Here is a 13828-nt window from a genome sequence, read left to right on the forward strand (position 1 = left end):
GTAGAAATAAAATCGAGAACGCCCATTCAGGCAGTTGATACCCGTGCGGCCTGGCGGCACCCTTTTTGGGTAAGCGACGTAGCCGATCTTTGTGAAAGAACGCGGTTATCGGTCGCCGCCTTCGCGTCCGAGCGAGCACGAGTTTGAGAGGGACCTAGGGCTCGGAAACTGGTTATCGTGTGGTGTTCGAAGCCATGATGGGAGCTCTTTCATTACCGTTGCGCAAAACGCCAGCATCGGACGCCGTCTAGTTACGGCCACTCCGTTGTGAAGACTATTTCTGTTCCTTTCCCTTCGACAGATACTGAGCTGTGGTGAGGTAATAGTTCCGGGCGGTGGCATTGATCTGGCGCTCGCCCAACTCGGTAAGTGCCCGGGCTTTGATCTCGTTGGCTGCTATGTCCGCAGGGTCAATGGCCAGTACATAATCGATCATCTCTGCCGCCCATTGGAACTCCTTTGCTTCGACTGCTTCCCTGGCACGGGCAATCATCTGCTCTGCCCCTCCTGTCATTTCGAGCATTTTGCGGGCACGCTCCGCAGGTGGCAGAGGGTTCAGATTGGTGGCGTTCCCATCGAACCATCCGACATAATCGGCGTAAATGCCGCGTACGGTCCAAGCGACACTGCCGTAGTACTCTTGCAGGTATGGGCTCGTTGCCAGCTCAGGAGAAAGTTTCACCTCTTGCACAAGCTCGTCCGGCGTCTTTCCCTGCATGATGCCGGCAAGGGTCTGGTCGAGGACGGTCTTGATCCCGCACCGATAGTCGGCGAGAGCCTTGCGCACCTCGTCCTTCCCGAGGATCGGACGCATGTGACCCTGGACCAGGTAGGTGGCGTTCAAGGCGAGCATCCTGTCGAGGCTGGCGATCCACTTCTCCGGGGGGCGCAGCTTAAGGCCACGAATCGGCGAAAGGTTTGGGTACGATTTGAGGAAATCGTCTCCGGGGATTAGCACGCCATTGTCGGCGATCCAGATGGCCGTGTTCTCGGGAGATTCTCCTGGCGTATGGATGAGCTGCATCCGGACTCCCGCCACCTCGATGGTCTCGCTGTCACCACTGAAGGTGCGGGTCGGCGGCAGGTAGCCCTCCCGCGTATGCGGTGTCACACGGCCGTATTCGAGCTGCGTGCCTGCGTTGATGAACAGGTTGTCGGGTAGCTTCGTGCCGAAAGCGTCGCCGCCGTCGCGCGGTCCCCTTCCGAACTCTGGACCGGATTCCACCAGCGTCTGATGGCTGTAGATTTCGGGTTTGTCAGTCCCGGCAAACACCTTCGCGCCGCCAGAATGGTCCGGGTGATTGTGGGTGTAGATGATCGCCCGGACAGGACGGACCAAGCGATCCCCAAAGGCGCCCACGATTGCCTCAGCGTCGACAGGGTTCGCGGATGTGTCGACGATAATCGAGCCCTTGTGTCCCTGGATCAGCGTGACGTTGCTTGCCGAGTAGCCAACGGCGGCGAAGACGCCGTCCGTGATTTTAATGACCTCCTTCCGGAATTCGGAGGAACTCTCTCGTAGTTGCTCACGTCCGGCAAACTCATCTTCAAAAGCGTGCGACGACAGGCCAAGAATTGAAACGACCATCAAAGCTACTCCTACCCCAGGGCTCCATGATCCTGGCATGCCTCCAGGAATGGCGGCGGCTGGCAGTCCGTAGAGCCGCTGCAGTTGCTGCTGCAAAGGGAGGTAATAGATACCACATTGGAATGGTACCTTTCATTTTGAGAATCCTCGTGTTGGTGCGCTCGCCGAAGGCGGCATAGCCGGTTTGTTCGACGAGGTTGCCATTGGCATGGGTGACCAGACGGACCGACAGGCGGTCGCGATGCAGGAAAGCCTTTTCATATTCCAGTTTGAGTGGTGATTGGTCGGTGCCACGCGTCGAGTAGCGGAGCGGGCAGACTGAGCAGGACGAAAGCCCGCAAGGGCCCCGGCCCAAATTATGGACAGCGCTTTCCCTGTCTTAAACGCCCCGTCGATTGCCCCATAGCAAGACGTGCAACTGCGGCAGCACCCGCGCATCGAACCATCTGTCGCCGGTCACTTTGTCGACCAGCCAGAGCATGCGGTTCATGACGCCATCGATGTCCACCGTCGCACTGTCGTCGTCCGGCGGTGGTGGGGTGTGGTTTCCCGGCTGCAGATAGACCGGCAGCGCCGGGTATCTCCCGGCCATATCCTTGGCATAGGCGTAGTCGTGATCATCGAAAACGACGATCTTGAGCACCGTCATCGGCCGACCGGCCGCCATCGCAAGACACTCGTCGAGTTTCTCGAAATCGGTTTCCATGCCGCTCGACGGCGGCTTCGGGCTGACGACGAGGACGTCCAGGTCGGCGAACCAGTCCCTGGCGACGCTGCCTTGCGTCTCAAGCGCAAAGCGATAGCCCTCGCCATGGCCGCGATCGATCAAGGGCCCGAGCGGCTGGATGGCGGGGTTTCCACCGGAAAGCGAGACTGTCAGCGGCACGCCGCCCGATAGCCGTCTCACCTCCATCCAGATCTCCTCGACCGACATCGGTTGCCACTGTTCGCGATACTCGCTGTCAACGGCGTGCAGCGTATCGCACCAGGAACAGCGGTAATCGCAGCCGCCTGTGCGCACGAACACCGTCGGCTGGCCGATCAACACACCCTCACCCTGGATTGTCGGCCCGAAGATCTCGCTGACGCGGATCGCAGCGCCCGTCATGGCCGATATTCCGCCCAGGTCTTCGGCGTCTCGCTGACGCGAACTGCCGACGTTTCCGGCAGTCGCTCCTTGCACCAGTCGTAGAAATGCCTCGCCAGGCACTCCGACGTCACCCGGTCGTGACCGAGCACATCATTGAGATGACGGTGGTCGAAGCTGCCGTCGATGTAGCGCTTCAGCGGGGCGAGGTCGTGATAATCCCGCACGAAGCCGTCGTCGTCGAGATCCGCGGCGGCAAGCTCGACCTCGACGATGTAGTTGTGGCCGTGCAGCCGCGCGCACTGGTGATCGGCGGGCAGATGGCTCAACTGATGCGAGGCGGAGAAGTGGAATTCCTTGGTGATGCGGTACATCAGCGAACCTCCTCTGCCGAGAAGCGGCTGGTGGCAGCGCGCCAGAAATCCGGATCGGCATACGCGGTCGGGTCATCGACACCGGCGAGATGGAAGGCTTCACGCCGCTCGACGCAGGTACCGCAGCGACCGCAATGGCGTGCGCCGCCCTTGTAGCAGGACCACGTCTCACCAAAAGGCGTGCCGTGCTTGGCGCCGTCCGTAACGATGGCGGCCTTCGGGACATTGACATAGGGTGCAAGGAGCTGAACGGTGCCATAGCCCTCCAACGCCTCGTCCTGCATTTTCTGGAACGCATCGATGAAGCCCGGCCGGCAATCTGGGTAGATGAAATGGTCGCCGCCATGGACGGCAACGGCGACGGCGTCCGCCTTTTGCGCCGAGGCGAGGCCGAAGGCGATCGCCAGCATGATGGCATTGCGGTTCGGCACCACCGTGGCCTTCATCGTCTCCTCAGCATAATGGCCATCGGGCACTTCGACATCATCGGTCAGCGCCGATCCGGTCAGGTGCTGACCAATGCCGGTGATGTCGATGATCTGGTGTGGAACGCCAAGCCGGTGGGCACAGGCAGCGGCGAAGTCGAGTTCCTTGCGATGGCGCTGGCCGTAATCGAAGGAAAGAAGGCCGACGAGCTCGTGCTCCGCCGCGATCCTGTGCGCGAGCGAAACGGAGTCCAATCCGCCGGAGCAGATGACGATAGTTCTCATAATAATGGGTCCCTTGTTTTGACCGGGTGGGCTGCGACCGGATGCGGGCCACTTCTAAGCCATTGCTGCGGTTTTGGCCAGCCCTTAGCGTCGAGTGTAGAAGTTCGAGCAAAATGTCCGAAAACCAAAAACCGACCTAAGCAATGGCTTATCATCCTATAATTTAATGAAAAAAGCGGTACACGGCTCAAATCGCGATCTGCTAACGGCTGTTCCTGTACGGCCCCAATGGCCCCGGAAGCACCTTTACGAAAGCGAGACCTACCCTTCTCGCATGTTCCATTTATCCCGAAGGCTGAAACTGTTGCCACGATTGAGCTTTGTGGCTTCTAATTCTCCCACGGTCTTGAAGGTGTGCCAGCCTGCGCCAACTAGTACCCAGTCATCTCAAGATACCCCTCGCCCGAAACGCTACCATCAAATGCGATGGGGCCTTCCCAGTACGGGGTCGATGTCGCCATCCACGACTGATCGTTCAGTGCTGTCGTTCTGATATCGAGACCTCGGGAGGGGATCCTGACCCTCCACTCGACTGGCATCGATCGACCGCCGACCTCAGCTGTCCGTAGCGGCTCGAAGACTACATCGTTTGAAGCAAGCGGTGACGTTTTCCCGTCGGCCGCGATCCAGTTCGCGGAGGTGTAGCCTTCGCCTCCGTCGCGCAAGCGAAACGCCATCACCTTTTCCCCCGAGGCAAGATGAAGCGAGAACCAGTCCCAGCCGGTCTGGTCGGAAGCCAGCGGCTGCGACGACCATTCCCTGTCGAGCCAAGCCTTTCCCGAGACATCGAGCGGCTTGCCGTCGAGCTCCACGGTGCCGCGGACCTCGTAGAACGGCTGCGAATAGTAATAACTCGCCTGGCCTGCCAGGGACTTGACCGAATAACCACGGTCTCCCTGCAGCGCCAACGGTCCCTTCGCCGGGAGCACCAGCTGGTAGGCGAAATCTTTGCCGCTCGCCCTGAGATCAAGATGGTCCAACTGGTCGTGGGCGGCACCTCCGGAGGCTTTCATCTGCCAGTCGTCGATCCACGTCTCGAACGGTTCGGGGGTGGCTCCGGCCTGTCCCACTCCGCCCCTTGCAAGCCGCTCCGCTACATAGTGGCGGTTTTCCGTGGTCATCGCGGCATGCCCGATCCAGATTTGCGGGTCGGACCAGCCGGGACGATTTCCAGGAGCAAGGGCGGAACGGAAAAGCGTCCACTGCGCGCCCATGCGTTGCCCGTCGGACGTCTCGAGGTTTGCAGTTACGTACCACCACTCGATTCTGAAGTCCGGATGGGCTCCATGATCTCTGGGGAACACCAGCGTGACTCCTCGTTGTGGTACGGCAAAGCCTTGGGCGTCCGAGCCGAGGCCCGCGAACCCTTGAGTGAGGCCCGCCGCCGGGGCCAGCAAGGTGGCAAACGCAATTAGCAGGAGCATCATCGCTTTAGCGTTCATTGGCGAAGCTCCTCAAAAGGTCTGCCGGATCGGTTGTGGCCAGCCGTCGTACCGGGATCAGCACCGATATCAGAGCGGCGGCCAAGGCGATCGCCCCGAGCCTCAGCCAGTCCAGAGGGAAAAGCACCAGCGGCAGCCGCCATCCGAAAGCCTCTACGTTGACGATCGCCAGCAGAACCCAGGCGAGTGCCAGTCCGACCGGGATGGAGACGACGAAGGTCATCAGCCAGAGGGCGATTGTCTGGACAACTTCGAAGAGCGCGAGATCGCGACGGCGTAGCCCCATTGCCCATACGGGAGCCAATTGCGGCAAGCGAACGGAAGACAGCGTCAGCAAACTGGAGAACATCGCGAATCCTGCTACAGCCAGCGTGAGGACATTCAGCGCTCCGGTGACGGCGAAGGTCTGCTCGAAGATGGCGGCGGATTGTCGTTTAAGCGACGCCTGGTCGATAATACTGCTTTCCGGCAGACCCACTTCGCGGACGAGCCGCTGCCTGAAGTCCGCGACCTGCATGGGATCCATGCGAAGCCCGTAGCGCAGTTTTGGAACCTCCGGATAGTGCCGGACAAGAGCGTTAAGCCCCACGATGACCTGGCCGTTCGGATTGCCGTAGTCCGAAAACACGCCGACCACCTTTGTCCGCCAACCGCCCGGAAGCTCAATCTCCTTTCCGGGCGCGGCTTTCCCGCCCCGCCACAACTGCTCGTTCACGAGCGCGCCCCGCCCGCTTGCGAGCTCGTCCCAGACCCCGGCAGAGCCGACAATCAGGGGCCAGTGATCCCGATAGGTGGGGTCGTCGGCGACGCCGTATATCTGCATATGTTGTCCAACGACGTCGCCCTCGATGCTCCAGATCGGCAAGATGGCCTTCGTGTGTGCGGGAAACCACTCACGCAAGCGCGCGGCCTCGCCTTCATCGCGAGCCGTGACGTAAACCTCGGCGGCTAGACGCTGGTCGAGCCATCCCAAGAACGTTTGCCGGAAGCTCGCCACCATGGTGCCGACGCCGATGTTCGCGGAAAGTGCGAGCAGGAGCGCCATAGTCGCCAAGGATAGGCCGGGCAACTGCTGTCGCGTGTCGGCCCAGAACCAGTTCGCGAGCACATTCTTGGAAAGCCGCTCCCCGGTGCTCATCGCGAACCCCAACAGGGCGGGCAGGATTAACGCCGCACCGAGCAGTAGACCCGCGAGCACAGCGAAACCGGAATACAGGCCGGTGCCGAATGAGGCCAGCCCAAGCGCGAACAGCAGTAACAACAGACCAGTGGCCGCCTGCACTGCTAGCCCGGCTGCCGACGCCCGCGCCCAGGCTCTCCGCTGCGGTACCGCAAGTATCGGCATGGTCCAAACGCGCCAGAGGCTCTGTGCCGATGACAGAATGGAGCCAAGCAACGCCATTGCCAGTCCGGCCGCCCACCACTCCGGTCTGAGGGTCAACGTTCCGGACACACTTGCTCCGTAGAGGCCTCGCAGCGTTACCGCGACCCCTGGAAGTAGCGCCGACGCCACGAAGTAGCCGATGACCACGCCTAGAACGCCGGAGATCAGCGCGAAAGCAGTGACCTCGATGAGCAACATCGTCGTGAGCCTTCGCAGCGAGATCCCCAACGACCTGAGCGTCCTGAATGTGCCGCGTCGCTGCTCGAAAGACAGTCCCGTGGCCGAATAGACGATGAAGAGGCCGACTACGAAAGCCAGGAAGCCAAACGCGGTAAGGTTCAAGTGGAAGCTGTCGGTAAGCCGTGCAACATCAGGGCGTTCACCGGCATCTCTAACAACGAGCTCGGGCGCGAGATTTCCGACGGGAGCGAGCCCGGGCTTCTGCGACGGCGTGACGACGATCCTGCTCAAAGCCGCATCGCGGTTCAGAAGACGATCGGCGACGCCGATGTCGACGAAGGCCGTGTCGTCTGGAAGATCGGCAGCGATCTTAACTGATAGGCCGTCAGTTTCCTTGAGCCGCGCGGCCGTTGCTGCCGAGACGATGATTTGTCCGGCACCGCCGACAAATTCGACGAGGTCCGACGCGTTTGAAACCTGGAATCCTTGTCCCTCCGAAGGCATCGTCAATGGATCGATACCGATTAGCCTAATGCGGCTCTGGCCGAACCTGTGATCGCCCTCGATCACGGGAGAAACGCTCCAGCCCCCCCTGCGGAGTTTCGCGTACGTTTGCGGTGAAATCCCCCCGCCGTCCCTCGCAACCAGCTGAACAAGATTACCCTGTTCGAAAACGGTCGCCGCGCGTTGATAACTTGCGCGGGCCTCCGCGTTGATCGCCTGCACGCCAGACCAGAGCGCCGTCGCGAGCGCGATCCCGAGGATCAGTGTCGCGCACTGCAGCGGCCTGTAGCGCCAGTGCGAAAGCAGAGCCCAGAAAGCGATCCGGCTCATTCGACCACCTTCCCCCCGCGAAGCAGAATTCGACGATCGAGTTTTTCGGCCAGGCGGCTGGAATGGGTCACGAGTAAGAGCGCCGTAGCGGCCGATTTGCTGAGCCTCAGCATAATATCAAGCACGACATCGGCTGTCGCCTCGTCGAGATTTCCGGTCGGTTCATCGGCTAGGATCAATGGCGGTCGCGCCGCAAGCGTCCGCCCGATGGCGACCCGCTGCTGTTGGCCGCCCGAGAGCTGTTCGGGGTAACGGCCCAGGAGTTGGCCGAGGCCGAGCTCCTCGACGAGCTCCGCTTCCCAGACGGGATCGGAGCGTCCCGCCAGCTTGGCATGGAAGGAGATGTTCGCCGCAACGTTGATACTTGGGATCAGATTGAACTGTTGAAAGACGACGCCGACCTCAGTTCGGCGGTAGAGCGCGCGACCGCTGTCGTCGAGCTGCCCGATATCACGCCCGTTGACCAAGATCGTGCCGCTGTCCGGTTTGTCCAGGCCGCCTATCAGATGAAGCAATGTGCTTTTACCGCTTCCAGACTCACCTGTAAGAGCCAGGCTCTGTGCCCTGTCGAGGTGAAGATCAACCCCCCGGAGAACGGCAGTCGGACCCTCAGCGGTGTCGTAGGATTTCGTGATGTCGGTCAGGTTCAGAATCATAGAGAGTTAATCTAGCGGCACCGACGCCGGTTACCACGCCTCACCTTGCTATTTGACTACTGGTACGGCAACAGCGACAGGCGCGGTGCATAGTTGGCGTATGAAATCCCGACGTTCTCGCGCATTTCACGGATCGTCACTACCGCACGCTCAAGCAGCCGGCGCTGTTCGAAGGCCGTCAAGCCTGCGACTTGGTTCGCCACCAAGACGAGCTCGGAGATGAAGGCGGTGGCGAGAGACATTTCTCCTCGAGGTAGCAGAGCTTCCGTTCTTCTGCATCAGACGGTTCATACGTCAGGGACCCCGTACTTGCGTGATTGCCAAGGCGCGCCGACGACGCGGCGTGCCTCGGAAGCTCTAATACCGTGTATCAGGCCATGTGAAATCCACGAATCTGCCGATCGACCGAAGATAAGCTATAATCTCGAGCTTTAACGGATCGCGGTCGTCGTATTTCTCTCCTATTCGGCGCACCTTTTCAGTTGCCGAATAGCTCTACGTGCGGGATATCAGCGGAAGTCAAGGCGGAGTTCGCTTCCGCTTAATTTACGCGACCGCCCCAGCGCTAGGAAACCATCAAAAAAGCACCCCGACAGCACTCAAAAAATCATAGCGATTTCTACAGGTTAGAGGTGCGGTCAAATTAGGCTGACATTTGGGATATTTTGCGATGGCGCAGGTCATTCTAAGCGATTGAATTTGTTGCACCAGTTAGGTCAAACGCCGTGTCTTTCTACAAGAGCCTTGCCCACCAACGAGTGCAGCCGTTGACGGCGGCAGGAGGGACGCCATTTTATCGGCAACACAAAATCAAAAATCACTTCGGCCGATTTCCGCCGCGTTTCAAAGAGGCTAACGTCTCGCCATCACCGCCTGATGGCGGTGAACTCCGGCCCCTGTCGTTGGCGACAACTGCCAAACGGTGGCGGAGTTCGGTATTGGAGGAGTTATGGAATGCTGATCGACGGAAAAGTCTTCATTGTGACCGGTGGCGGATCTGGCCTTGGTGCCGGCGTTGCACGCCTGCTCCACGGCAAGGGCGCTCGTGTCGTCCTTGCTGATATCAACGAAGACGCCGGGCGGGAGATGGCCGAGGCGCTTGGGAGCAATGCTCTTTTCGTCAAGACGGATGTCACGAGCGAGACCGATGGCGCAGCCGCAGTTTCCGCCGCCGTTGATACCTTCGGCCATCTTAATGGGCTGGTGAATTGCGCCGGCATCGCGCCGGGCGAAAGGGTACTTGGGCGCGACGGCCCTCATCGGCTCGACAGCTTTGCGCGTGCGGTCGGCATCAATCTGATCGGCACATTCAACATGATCCGCCTGGCGGCGGCGGCGATGGAAAAGGAAGCGCCCGGCGACGACGGCGAGCGTGGCGTCATCATCAACACCGCATCTGTCGCTGCCTTCGACGGGCAGGTCGGCCAGGCTGCCTATTCCGCCTCGAAGGGCGGCGTCGTCGCCATGACGCTGCCAATTGCCCGCGAACTGGCACGGCACGGCATCCGTGTCGTGGCGATCGCGCCGGGCATCTTCGAAACACCGATGATGGCCGGCATGCCACAGGAAGTACAGGACTCGCTCGGCAAGAGCGTTCCCTTCCCGCAGCGCCTCGGCAAGCCGGAGGAATTCGCGGCCCTTGTCCAGCATATCTGCGAAAACCGGATGCTGAACGGCGAAGTCATCCGCCTCGACGGAGCGCTTCGCATGGGCGCACGCTGAGACTGATATCTGAGAGCCCGGATGCGCGTTGCGTCCGGCCAAATGTGCTACTGTCTGAACAGGCAGCGTGTTTCGAACGGTATGGCATCCCTTGGACGCCGTGTTTGTCGCGCGGCGCCACAAGCATTTCCGTACAGCATCTGAAAATCAGGCGCCGGAACGCTCACCGTGCACCGCCCGCGATTGAGCCGGGGCAATGACATAGGCGCAACGGCGTGCGCCGGCGAGAATATGTTCGGTGCGCTCGACCGCGACGTCGCGACCGAGAATGTCGCGGAAGATATTGATCTCCGCACGGCAAAAGCCCTGGCAACTGGCAGCGGCGGCGCAGATCGGACAATGGTTCTCGACGAAGAGAAAAGTGCCGTCGCCCGTCTCCTCGTAGCCGGCCATGTAGCCTTCGGCGGTTCGCAGGCGCACGAGCTTCTCCACCCGATCACGCAGGCTAATGGCGCCGTCGAGCGCTGCGCGATAGCCGGTTCGCGTCTCCTCCTCGCGCGCCGCGATGACCCGATCGACCGCCGCGTCGCCGAGCGTCTGGCGGATTGTGCGCAGCAATTGCACGGTCAACTCCGCATGGGTATCGGGAAATTCCGCATGGCCCGAGGCGGTCAGCCCCCAGAACTGCGAGGGTCGGCCGACGCCCCGCGCCTCCGACCAGGAATTTACCAGCCCCTCCTCGGCCAGGCGCACGAGTTGCTGGCGCGCCGCCTCACCTGATATCGACAGGCGCTTGCCGAGTGCCGCCGCCGTCTGCGGCCCATGCAGCTTCAGCGCCAGCAGGATGCGTTCGGCCGGCGAACGTCCCTGGCTTTGATCCGGATTTAACAAGTGATCGCTTGACATATTATTGCCCGGAGATTTACAAAGAATTGTCTTGTTAAATACACGCCGGATGGATCTCGCACAAGACATTCGCTGCGTTCTATCCAGCTGAAGAGGATTTCAACCATGGCTTTCGAACTCCCCTCCCTCCCCTTTTCCACCGGCGCTTTGGCCGAAGCCGGCATGAGCGCCGAGACGTTGGAATTCCACCACGGCAAGCACCACCAGGCCTATGTCACTGCGCTCAACGGCTTCGTTGAAAAGGACCAGACCCTCGCCGGCCTTTCGCTGGAAGACATCGTTTGCCATGCCAACGGCAAGGCGGAATTGGCGCCGGTCTTCAACAATGCCGGGCAGCATTGGAACCACATTCTGTTCTGGAACAATCTCTCCCCCAAGGGCGGGCGCATTCCGGACAGTCTTGAGAAGAAGATCGTGGAGGACTTCGGCAGCGTCGCCGCCTTCAAGGACGCGTTCAAGACTGCGGCCACCAGCCAGTTCGGTTCCGGTTGGGCCTGGCTCGTGCTCGACGCCAGCGGCAAGCTCAAGGTGACGAAGACCGCCAACGGCTCAAACCCGATCGCCACCAATGAGGGCAAGGCCCTGCTCGGTCTCGATGTGTGGGAACACAGCTACTACATCGATTACCGCAATCGCCGCCCCGACTATGTCAGCAATTTCCTCGATCGGTTGGCGAACTACGAGTTCGCCGAGGCTGAGCTTAAGTCCGCCTGATCACGCCAACCGTGGTGCCGCGCCGGCGGCGCCACGCCCATGCCTCAGCCGGATTGCGCCCATGACCCAGACCGTCTCTGTCGATATCGACGCTCACGCCGAACTTGCCGTCACCAGACCTCAGTTCGCCGACACGATGGCGCGGCTGGCATCAACCATCTGCGTCGTCAGCTCCGGCAGCGGCTCCGAGTGCCAGGGCCGGACGGCGACCGCCGTCTTCTCGCTTTCCGCGAGCCCTCCGTCCATCGTCGTCTCGATCAAGGCCGACAGCGGCCTTGCGGACACCATCTCGAAGCAGGATGGGTTTGCGCTGGCGATGCTCGCACAGGGGCAGGAGCTGGTTGCCGATGCCTTCGCCGGCCGGGTCGCGGCAGCCAGTCGCTATCTCGTCGGCATCTGGGCGGATTGGCCCTCCGGCCGTCCGCGTCTTCTCGGTGCCGCCGCCGGGCTCGACTGCGTGCTCAGCGCTTCCATCCTCGTCGGCGACCACCGGCTCTTTGTCGGAACGATCATCGCCACGGAAACCGCCGCCTACGCCGACCCGCTGCTCTGGAGCGAGCGGCAATACCAGGCACTTGAGCGATCGGCGCCCTTTTCCGCCACATCTGGCGGGCGCCCATTGCCATCGGCCACCTCGTGCCCAACACTCTGAGCGGCGCGAACGGACACCCATTTGGGAGCGACCATGCGACAGGTGCTTGAAAAACTTCTGGACGACGGGCGTGATGACGCGCTCTTGCGCTTCACCCTCGGCAGCATCTGTCTGCAGGAGACGGATGCCGAGACCGCCCTTGTCCACCTCAGGCGTGCAATCGAATTCGATCCCAGCTATTCGGCCGCCTGGAAGCTCATCGGCGCGGCGATGCTGAAACTGAACCGCATCGAAGAGGCGCGGCGCATCTGGACTGAGGGGCGATCCGTGGCCGAGAAAAAGGGCGACCTGCAGGTGGCGCGCGAGATCACCGTCTTCCTCAAGCGGCTGGACAAGCAGTGTGCGGCCGCGAACAAAGGCTCGCCCTAACGGCTCAAAGCATGTCGCGCAAAAGTGGCGATACCGACATGCGCAAAACAAGAACCTGAAGCGCAGTCGCGACTTCTAGGGATTGCGATGCGCTAGGCGTCAGGCGGAGCCAAGCCGCCTGATATTGCCGGCAAGCTCGGCTGCTAGACGCAACGCCGCTGCGGTTGCCCCCGCCATCTGCGGCATGATCAGCCATTCGAGCGTCCAGGCAGCACCGGAGCGCTCCTGCTCGTGCACCAGCGCATGATGGATGCCGGAAAGCTGCGTCGCATTGAACCGAGCAAGCGCCACCAGAACCTCGGCGGCAACCGGGTTCTGCTTGTGCGGCATCGCCGAAGATCCACCGCCACCGGCAAGTTCGATTTCATCGCCCTGCTGCGCCATCAGCGCGACGTCCTGCCCGAATTTGCCGAGGCTGCCGGTGACGAGCGACAGCGCGTTGGCAAAGTCGGCAACTTCGGAACGCTGGCTGTGCCACTGCGGAAAGTCGGCAAGCGCCAGTTCCTCGGCCAGCGTGGCGCGAACATCGTCGGCCCTGTCTTTCAGCTTGTCGAGCGTGCCTGCCGCACCGCCGAACTGGACCGCAAAGAGGTCGCGATCCATCGCCTGCAGCCGATCCTTGTGATCGAGCAACGGTTCGATCCAGGTGCGCAAGCGATCGGATACCGTGATTGGTATAGCCGCCTGCATGCGCGTGCGGCCCATCAGCATCCGCTCGCCCCATTGATCGTCACATTCCTCCAGCACCGAAACGACATCGCCAAGACGAGTGCCGAAGAGTTCGGCAACAGCCTTCATGCGCAGCATCAAGCTCGTATCGATGACGTCCTGGCTGGTCGCGCCAAAATGCACATGCGTTGCAGCCTCACCACCGACGGCCGCACGCAACTGTCGAACAAGTTCAGGAACGACGACGCCGTCGACAGCCATGGCCCGCCTGAGCGCTGCGACATCGGGAGAAAACCCGCGACAGGCCTCGGTGATGCGGTCGGCAGCACTTTCCGGGATGACGCCATGGATCGCTTCCGCGCGCGCCAGCGCCGCCTCGAAGGAGAGCATCGCATGAATGTCGGCGGCAGTCGAAAACTCGGCGGCGACCGCCTCGTCGCCCAGAAGGCCGGAGAGATAGGGATGATCGAAAGCGGAATAGGTCATGGTCCCCCCGATTGATGTCGCGATGCCCGCTCGCGCTTGAACGGAATGCCACGGTCTGCCTTGCGCCGTCCATGCAGCAAGATGCAACGGATCGGCCTCTCGCGTGACATTCCGG

At 61.3% G+C, this 13828-nt stretch carries 14 protein-coding genes; 4 read left to right on the top strand and 10 right to left on the bottom strand.

Going from position 1 to position 13828, the window contains the following annotated elements; all coding sequences use genetic code 11:
• Window positions 1-274: 274 nt before the first annotated feature.
• The 8 genes from ASD03_RS35930 to ASD03_RS41010 all read right to left on the bottom strand — a co-directional run bounded on the left by ASD03_RS35930 (window position 275) and on the right by ASD03_RS41010 (window position 8497).
• Window positions 275-1588 carry an alkyl/aryl-sulfatase gene (locus tag ASD03_RS35930; protein ID WP_057218950.1) on the bottom strand — a complete coding sequence of 438 codons (1314 nt, stop codon included), beginning with the start codon at window positions 1586-1588 and terminating at the stop codon, window positions 275-277.
• Window positions 1589-1967: 379 nt separating this feature from the next.
• A complete protein-coding gene (gene queE, locus ASD03_RS35935) occupies window positions 1968-2696 on the bottom strand; it encodes a 7-carboxy-7-deazaguanine synthase QueE (protein ID WP_057218951.1) in 729 nt (242 codons plus the stop codon).
• Entirely contained in the window at window positions 2693-3049 is a 357-nt protein-coding gene (gene queD / locus ASD03_RS35940) for a 6-carboxytetrahydropterin synthase QueD (protein WP_057218952.1), read from the bottom strand. The genes queE and queD overlap by 4 nt, the downstream gene beginning before the upstream one ends.
• Window positions 3049-3759 (bottom strand): 7-cyano-7-deazaguanine synthase QueC, encoded by a 711-nt coding sequence (gene queC, locus ASD03_RS35945; protein ID WP_057218953.1) that lies wholly within the window; start codon window positions 3757-3759, stop codon window positions 3049-3051. The genes queD and queC overlap by 1 nt, the downstream gene beginning before the upstream one ends.
• Before the next feature lie 371 nt (window positions 3760-4130).
• Window positions 4131-5201 carry a lipocalin-like domain-containing protein gene (locus tag ASD03_RS35950; RefSeq protein WP_057218957.1) on the bottom strand — a complete coding sequence of 357 codons (1071 nt, stop codon included), beginning with the start codon at window positions 5199-5201 and terminating at the stop codon, window positions 4131-4133.
• Window positions 5191-7599, bottom strand: a complete 2409-nt coding sequence (locus tag ASD03_RS35955; RefSeq protein ID WP_057218960.1) for an ABC transporter permease — start codon at window positions 7597-7599, stop codon at window positions 5191-5193. The genes ASD03_RS35950 and ASD03_RS35955 overlap by 11 nt, the downstream gene beginning before the upstream one ends.
• The gene (locus tag ASD03_RS35960; protein ID WP_057218964.1) at window positions 7596-8255 is read right to left on the bottom strand and encodes an ABC transporter ATP-binding protein; all 660 of its coding nucleotides are present in this window, start codon (window positions 8253-8255) and stop codon (window positions 7596-7598) included. Before ASD03_RS35960 ends, ASD03_RS35955 begins: the two co-directional genes overlap by 4 nt.
• 56 nt (window positions 8256-8311) lie before the next feature.
• Entirely contained in the window at window positions 8312-8497 is a 186-nt protein-coding gene (locus ASD03_RS41010) for a hypothetical protein (RefSeq protein ID WP_057218965.1), read from the bottom strand.
• A gap of 712 nt (window positions 8498-9209) precedes the next feature.
• Between ASD03_RS41010 and ASD03_RS35970 the strand changes: the two genes are divergently transcribed.
• On the top strand, window positions 9210-9977 hold the full coding sequence (locus ASD03_RS35970) for a 3-hydroxyacyl-CoA dehydrogenase (RefSeq protein WP_057218967.1): 768 nt from the start codon (window positions 9210-9212) through the stop codon (window positions 9975-9977).
• Window positions 9978-10124: 147 nt separating this feature from the next.
• On the opposite strand, the gene ASD03_RS35975 is transcribed toward ASD03_RS35970, so the two are convergent.
• Complete coding sequence (locus ASD03_RS35975; protein WP_025429126.1) at window positions 10125-10823, bottom strand: metalloregulator ArsR/SmtB family transcription factor; 699 nt, start codon at window positions 10821-10823, stop codon at window positions 10125-10127.
• A gap of 105 nt (window positions 10824-10928) precedes the next feature.
• Here ASD03_RS35975 and ASD03_RS35980 point away from each other — a divergent pair, with 105 nt between their 5' ends.
• From ASD03_RS35980 to ASD03_RS35990, 3 genes are all read left to right on the top strand, one after another.
• Window positions 10929-11537 (top strand): superoxide dismutase, encoded by a 609-nt coding sequence (locus ASD03_RS35980; protein WP_057218969.1) that lies wholly within the window; start codon window positions 10929-10931, stop codon window positions 11535-11537.
• Between the two features lie 61 nt (window positions 11538-11598).
• Window positions 11599-12189 (top strand): flavin reductase family protein, encoded by a 591-nt coding sequence (locus tag ASD03_RS35985; RefSeq protein WP_063997136.1) that lies wholly within the window; start codon window positions 11599-11601, stop codon window positions 12187-12189.
• Between the two features lie 33 nt (window positions 12190-12222).
• Window positions 12223-12558: a tetratricopeptide repeat protein gene (locus ASD03_RS35990; protein ID WP_057218971.1), complete on the top strand. Its 336-nt coding sequence runs from the start codon at window positions 12223-12225 to the stop codon at window positions 12556-12558.
• 99 nt (window positions 12559-12657) lie between these two features.
• Here the strand turns inward: ASD03_RS35990 and ASD03_RS35995 are convergent, their stop codons facing one another.
• Complete coding sequence (locus ASD03_RS35995) at window positions 12658-13713, bottom strand: 3-carboxy-cis,cis-muconate cycloisomerase (protein ID WP_057204734.1); 1056 nt, start codon at window positions 13711-13713, stop codon at window positions 12658-12660.
• Between the last annotated feature and the right edge of the window lie 115 nt (window positions 13714-13828).

The sequence above is a fragment of the Ensifer sp. Root127 genome (assembly GCF_001425225.1).
GTDB classification, from domain to species: Bacteria; Pseudomonadota; Alphaproteobacteria; order Rhizobiales; family Rhizobiaceae; genus Ensifer; species Ensifer canadensis.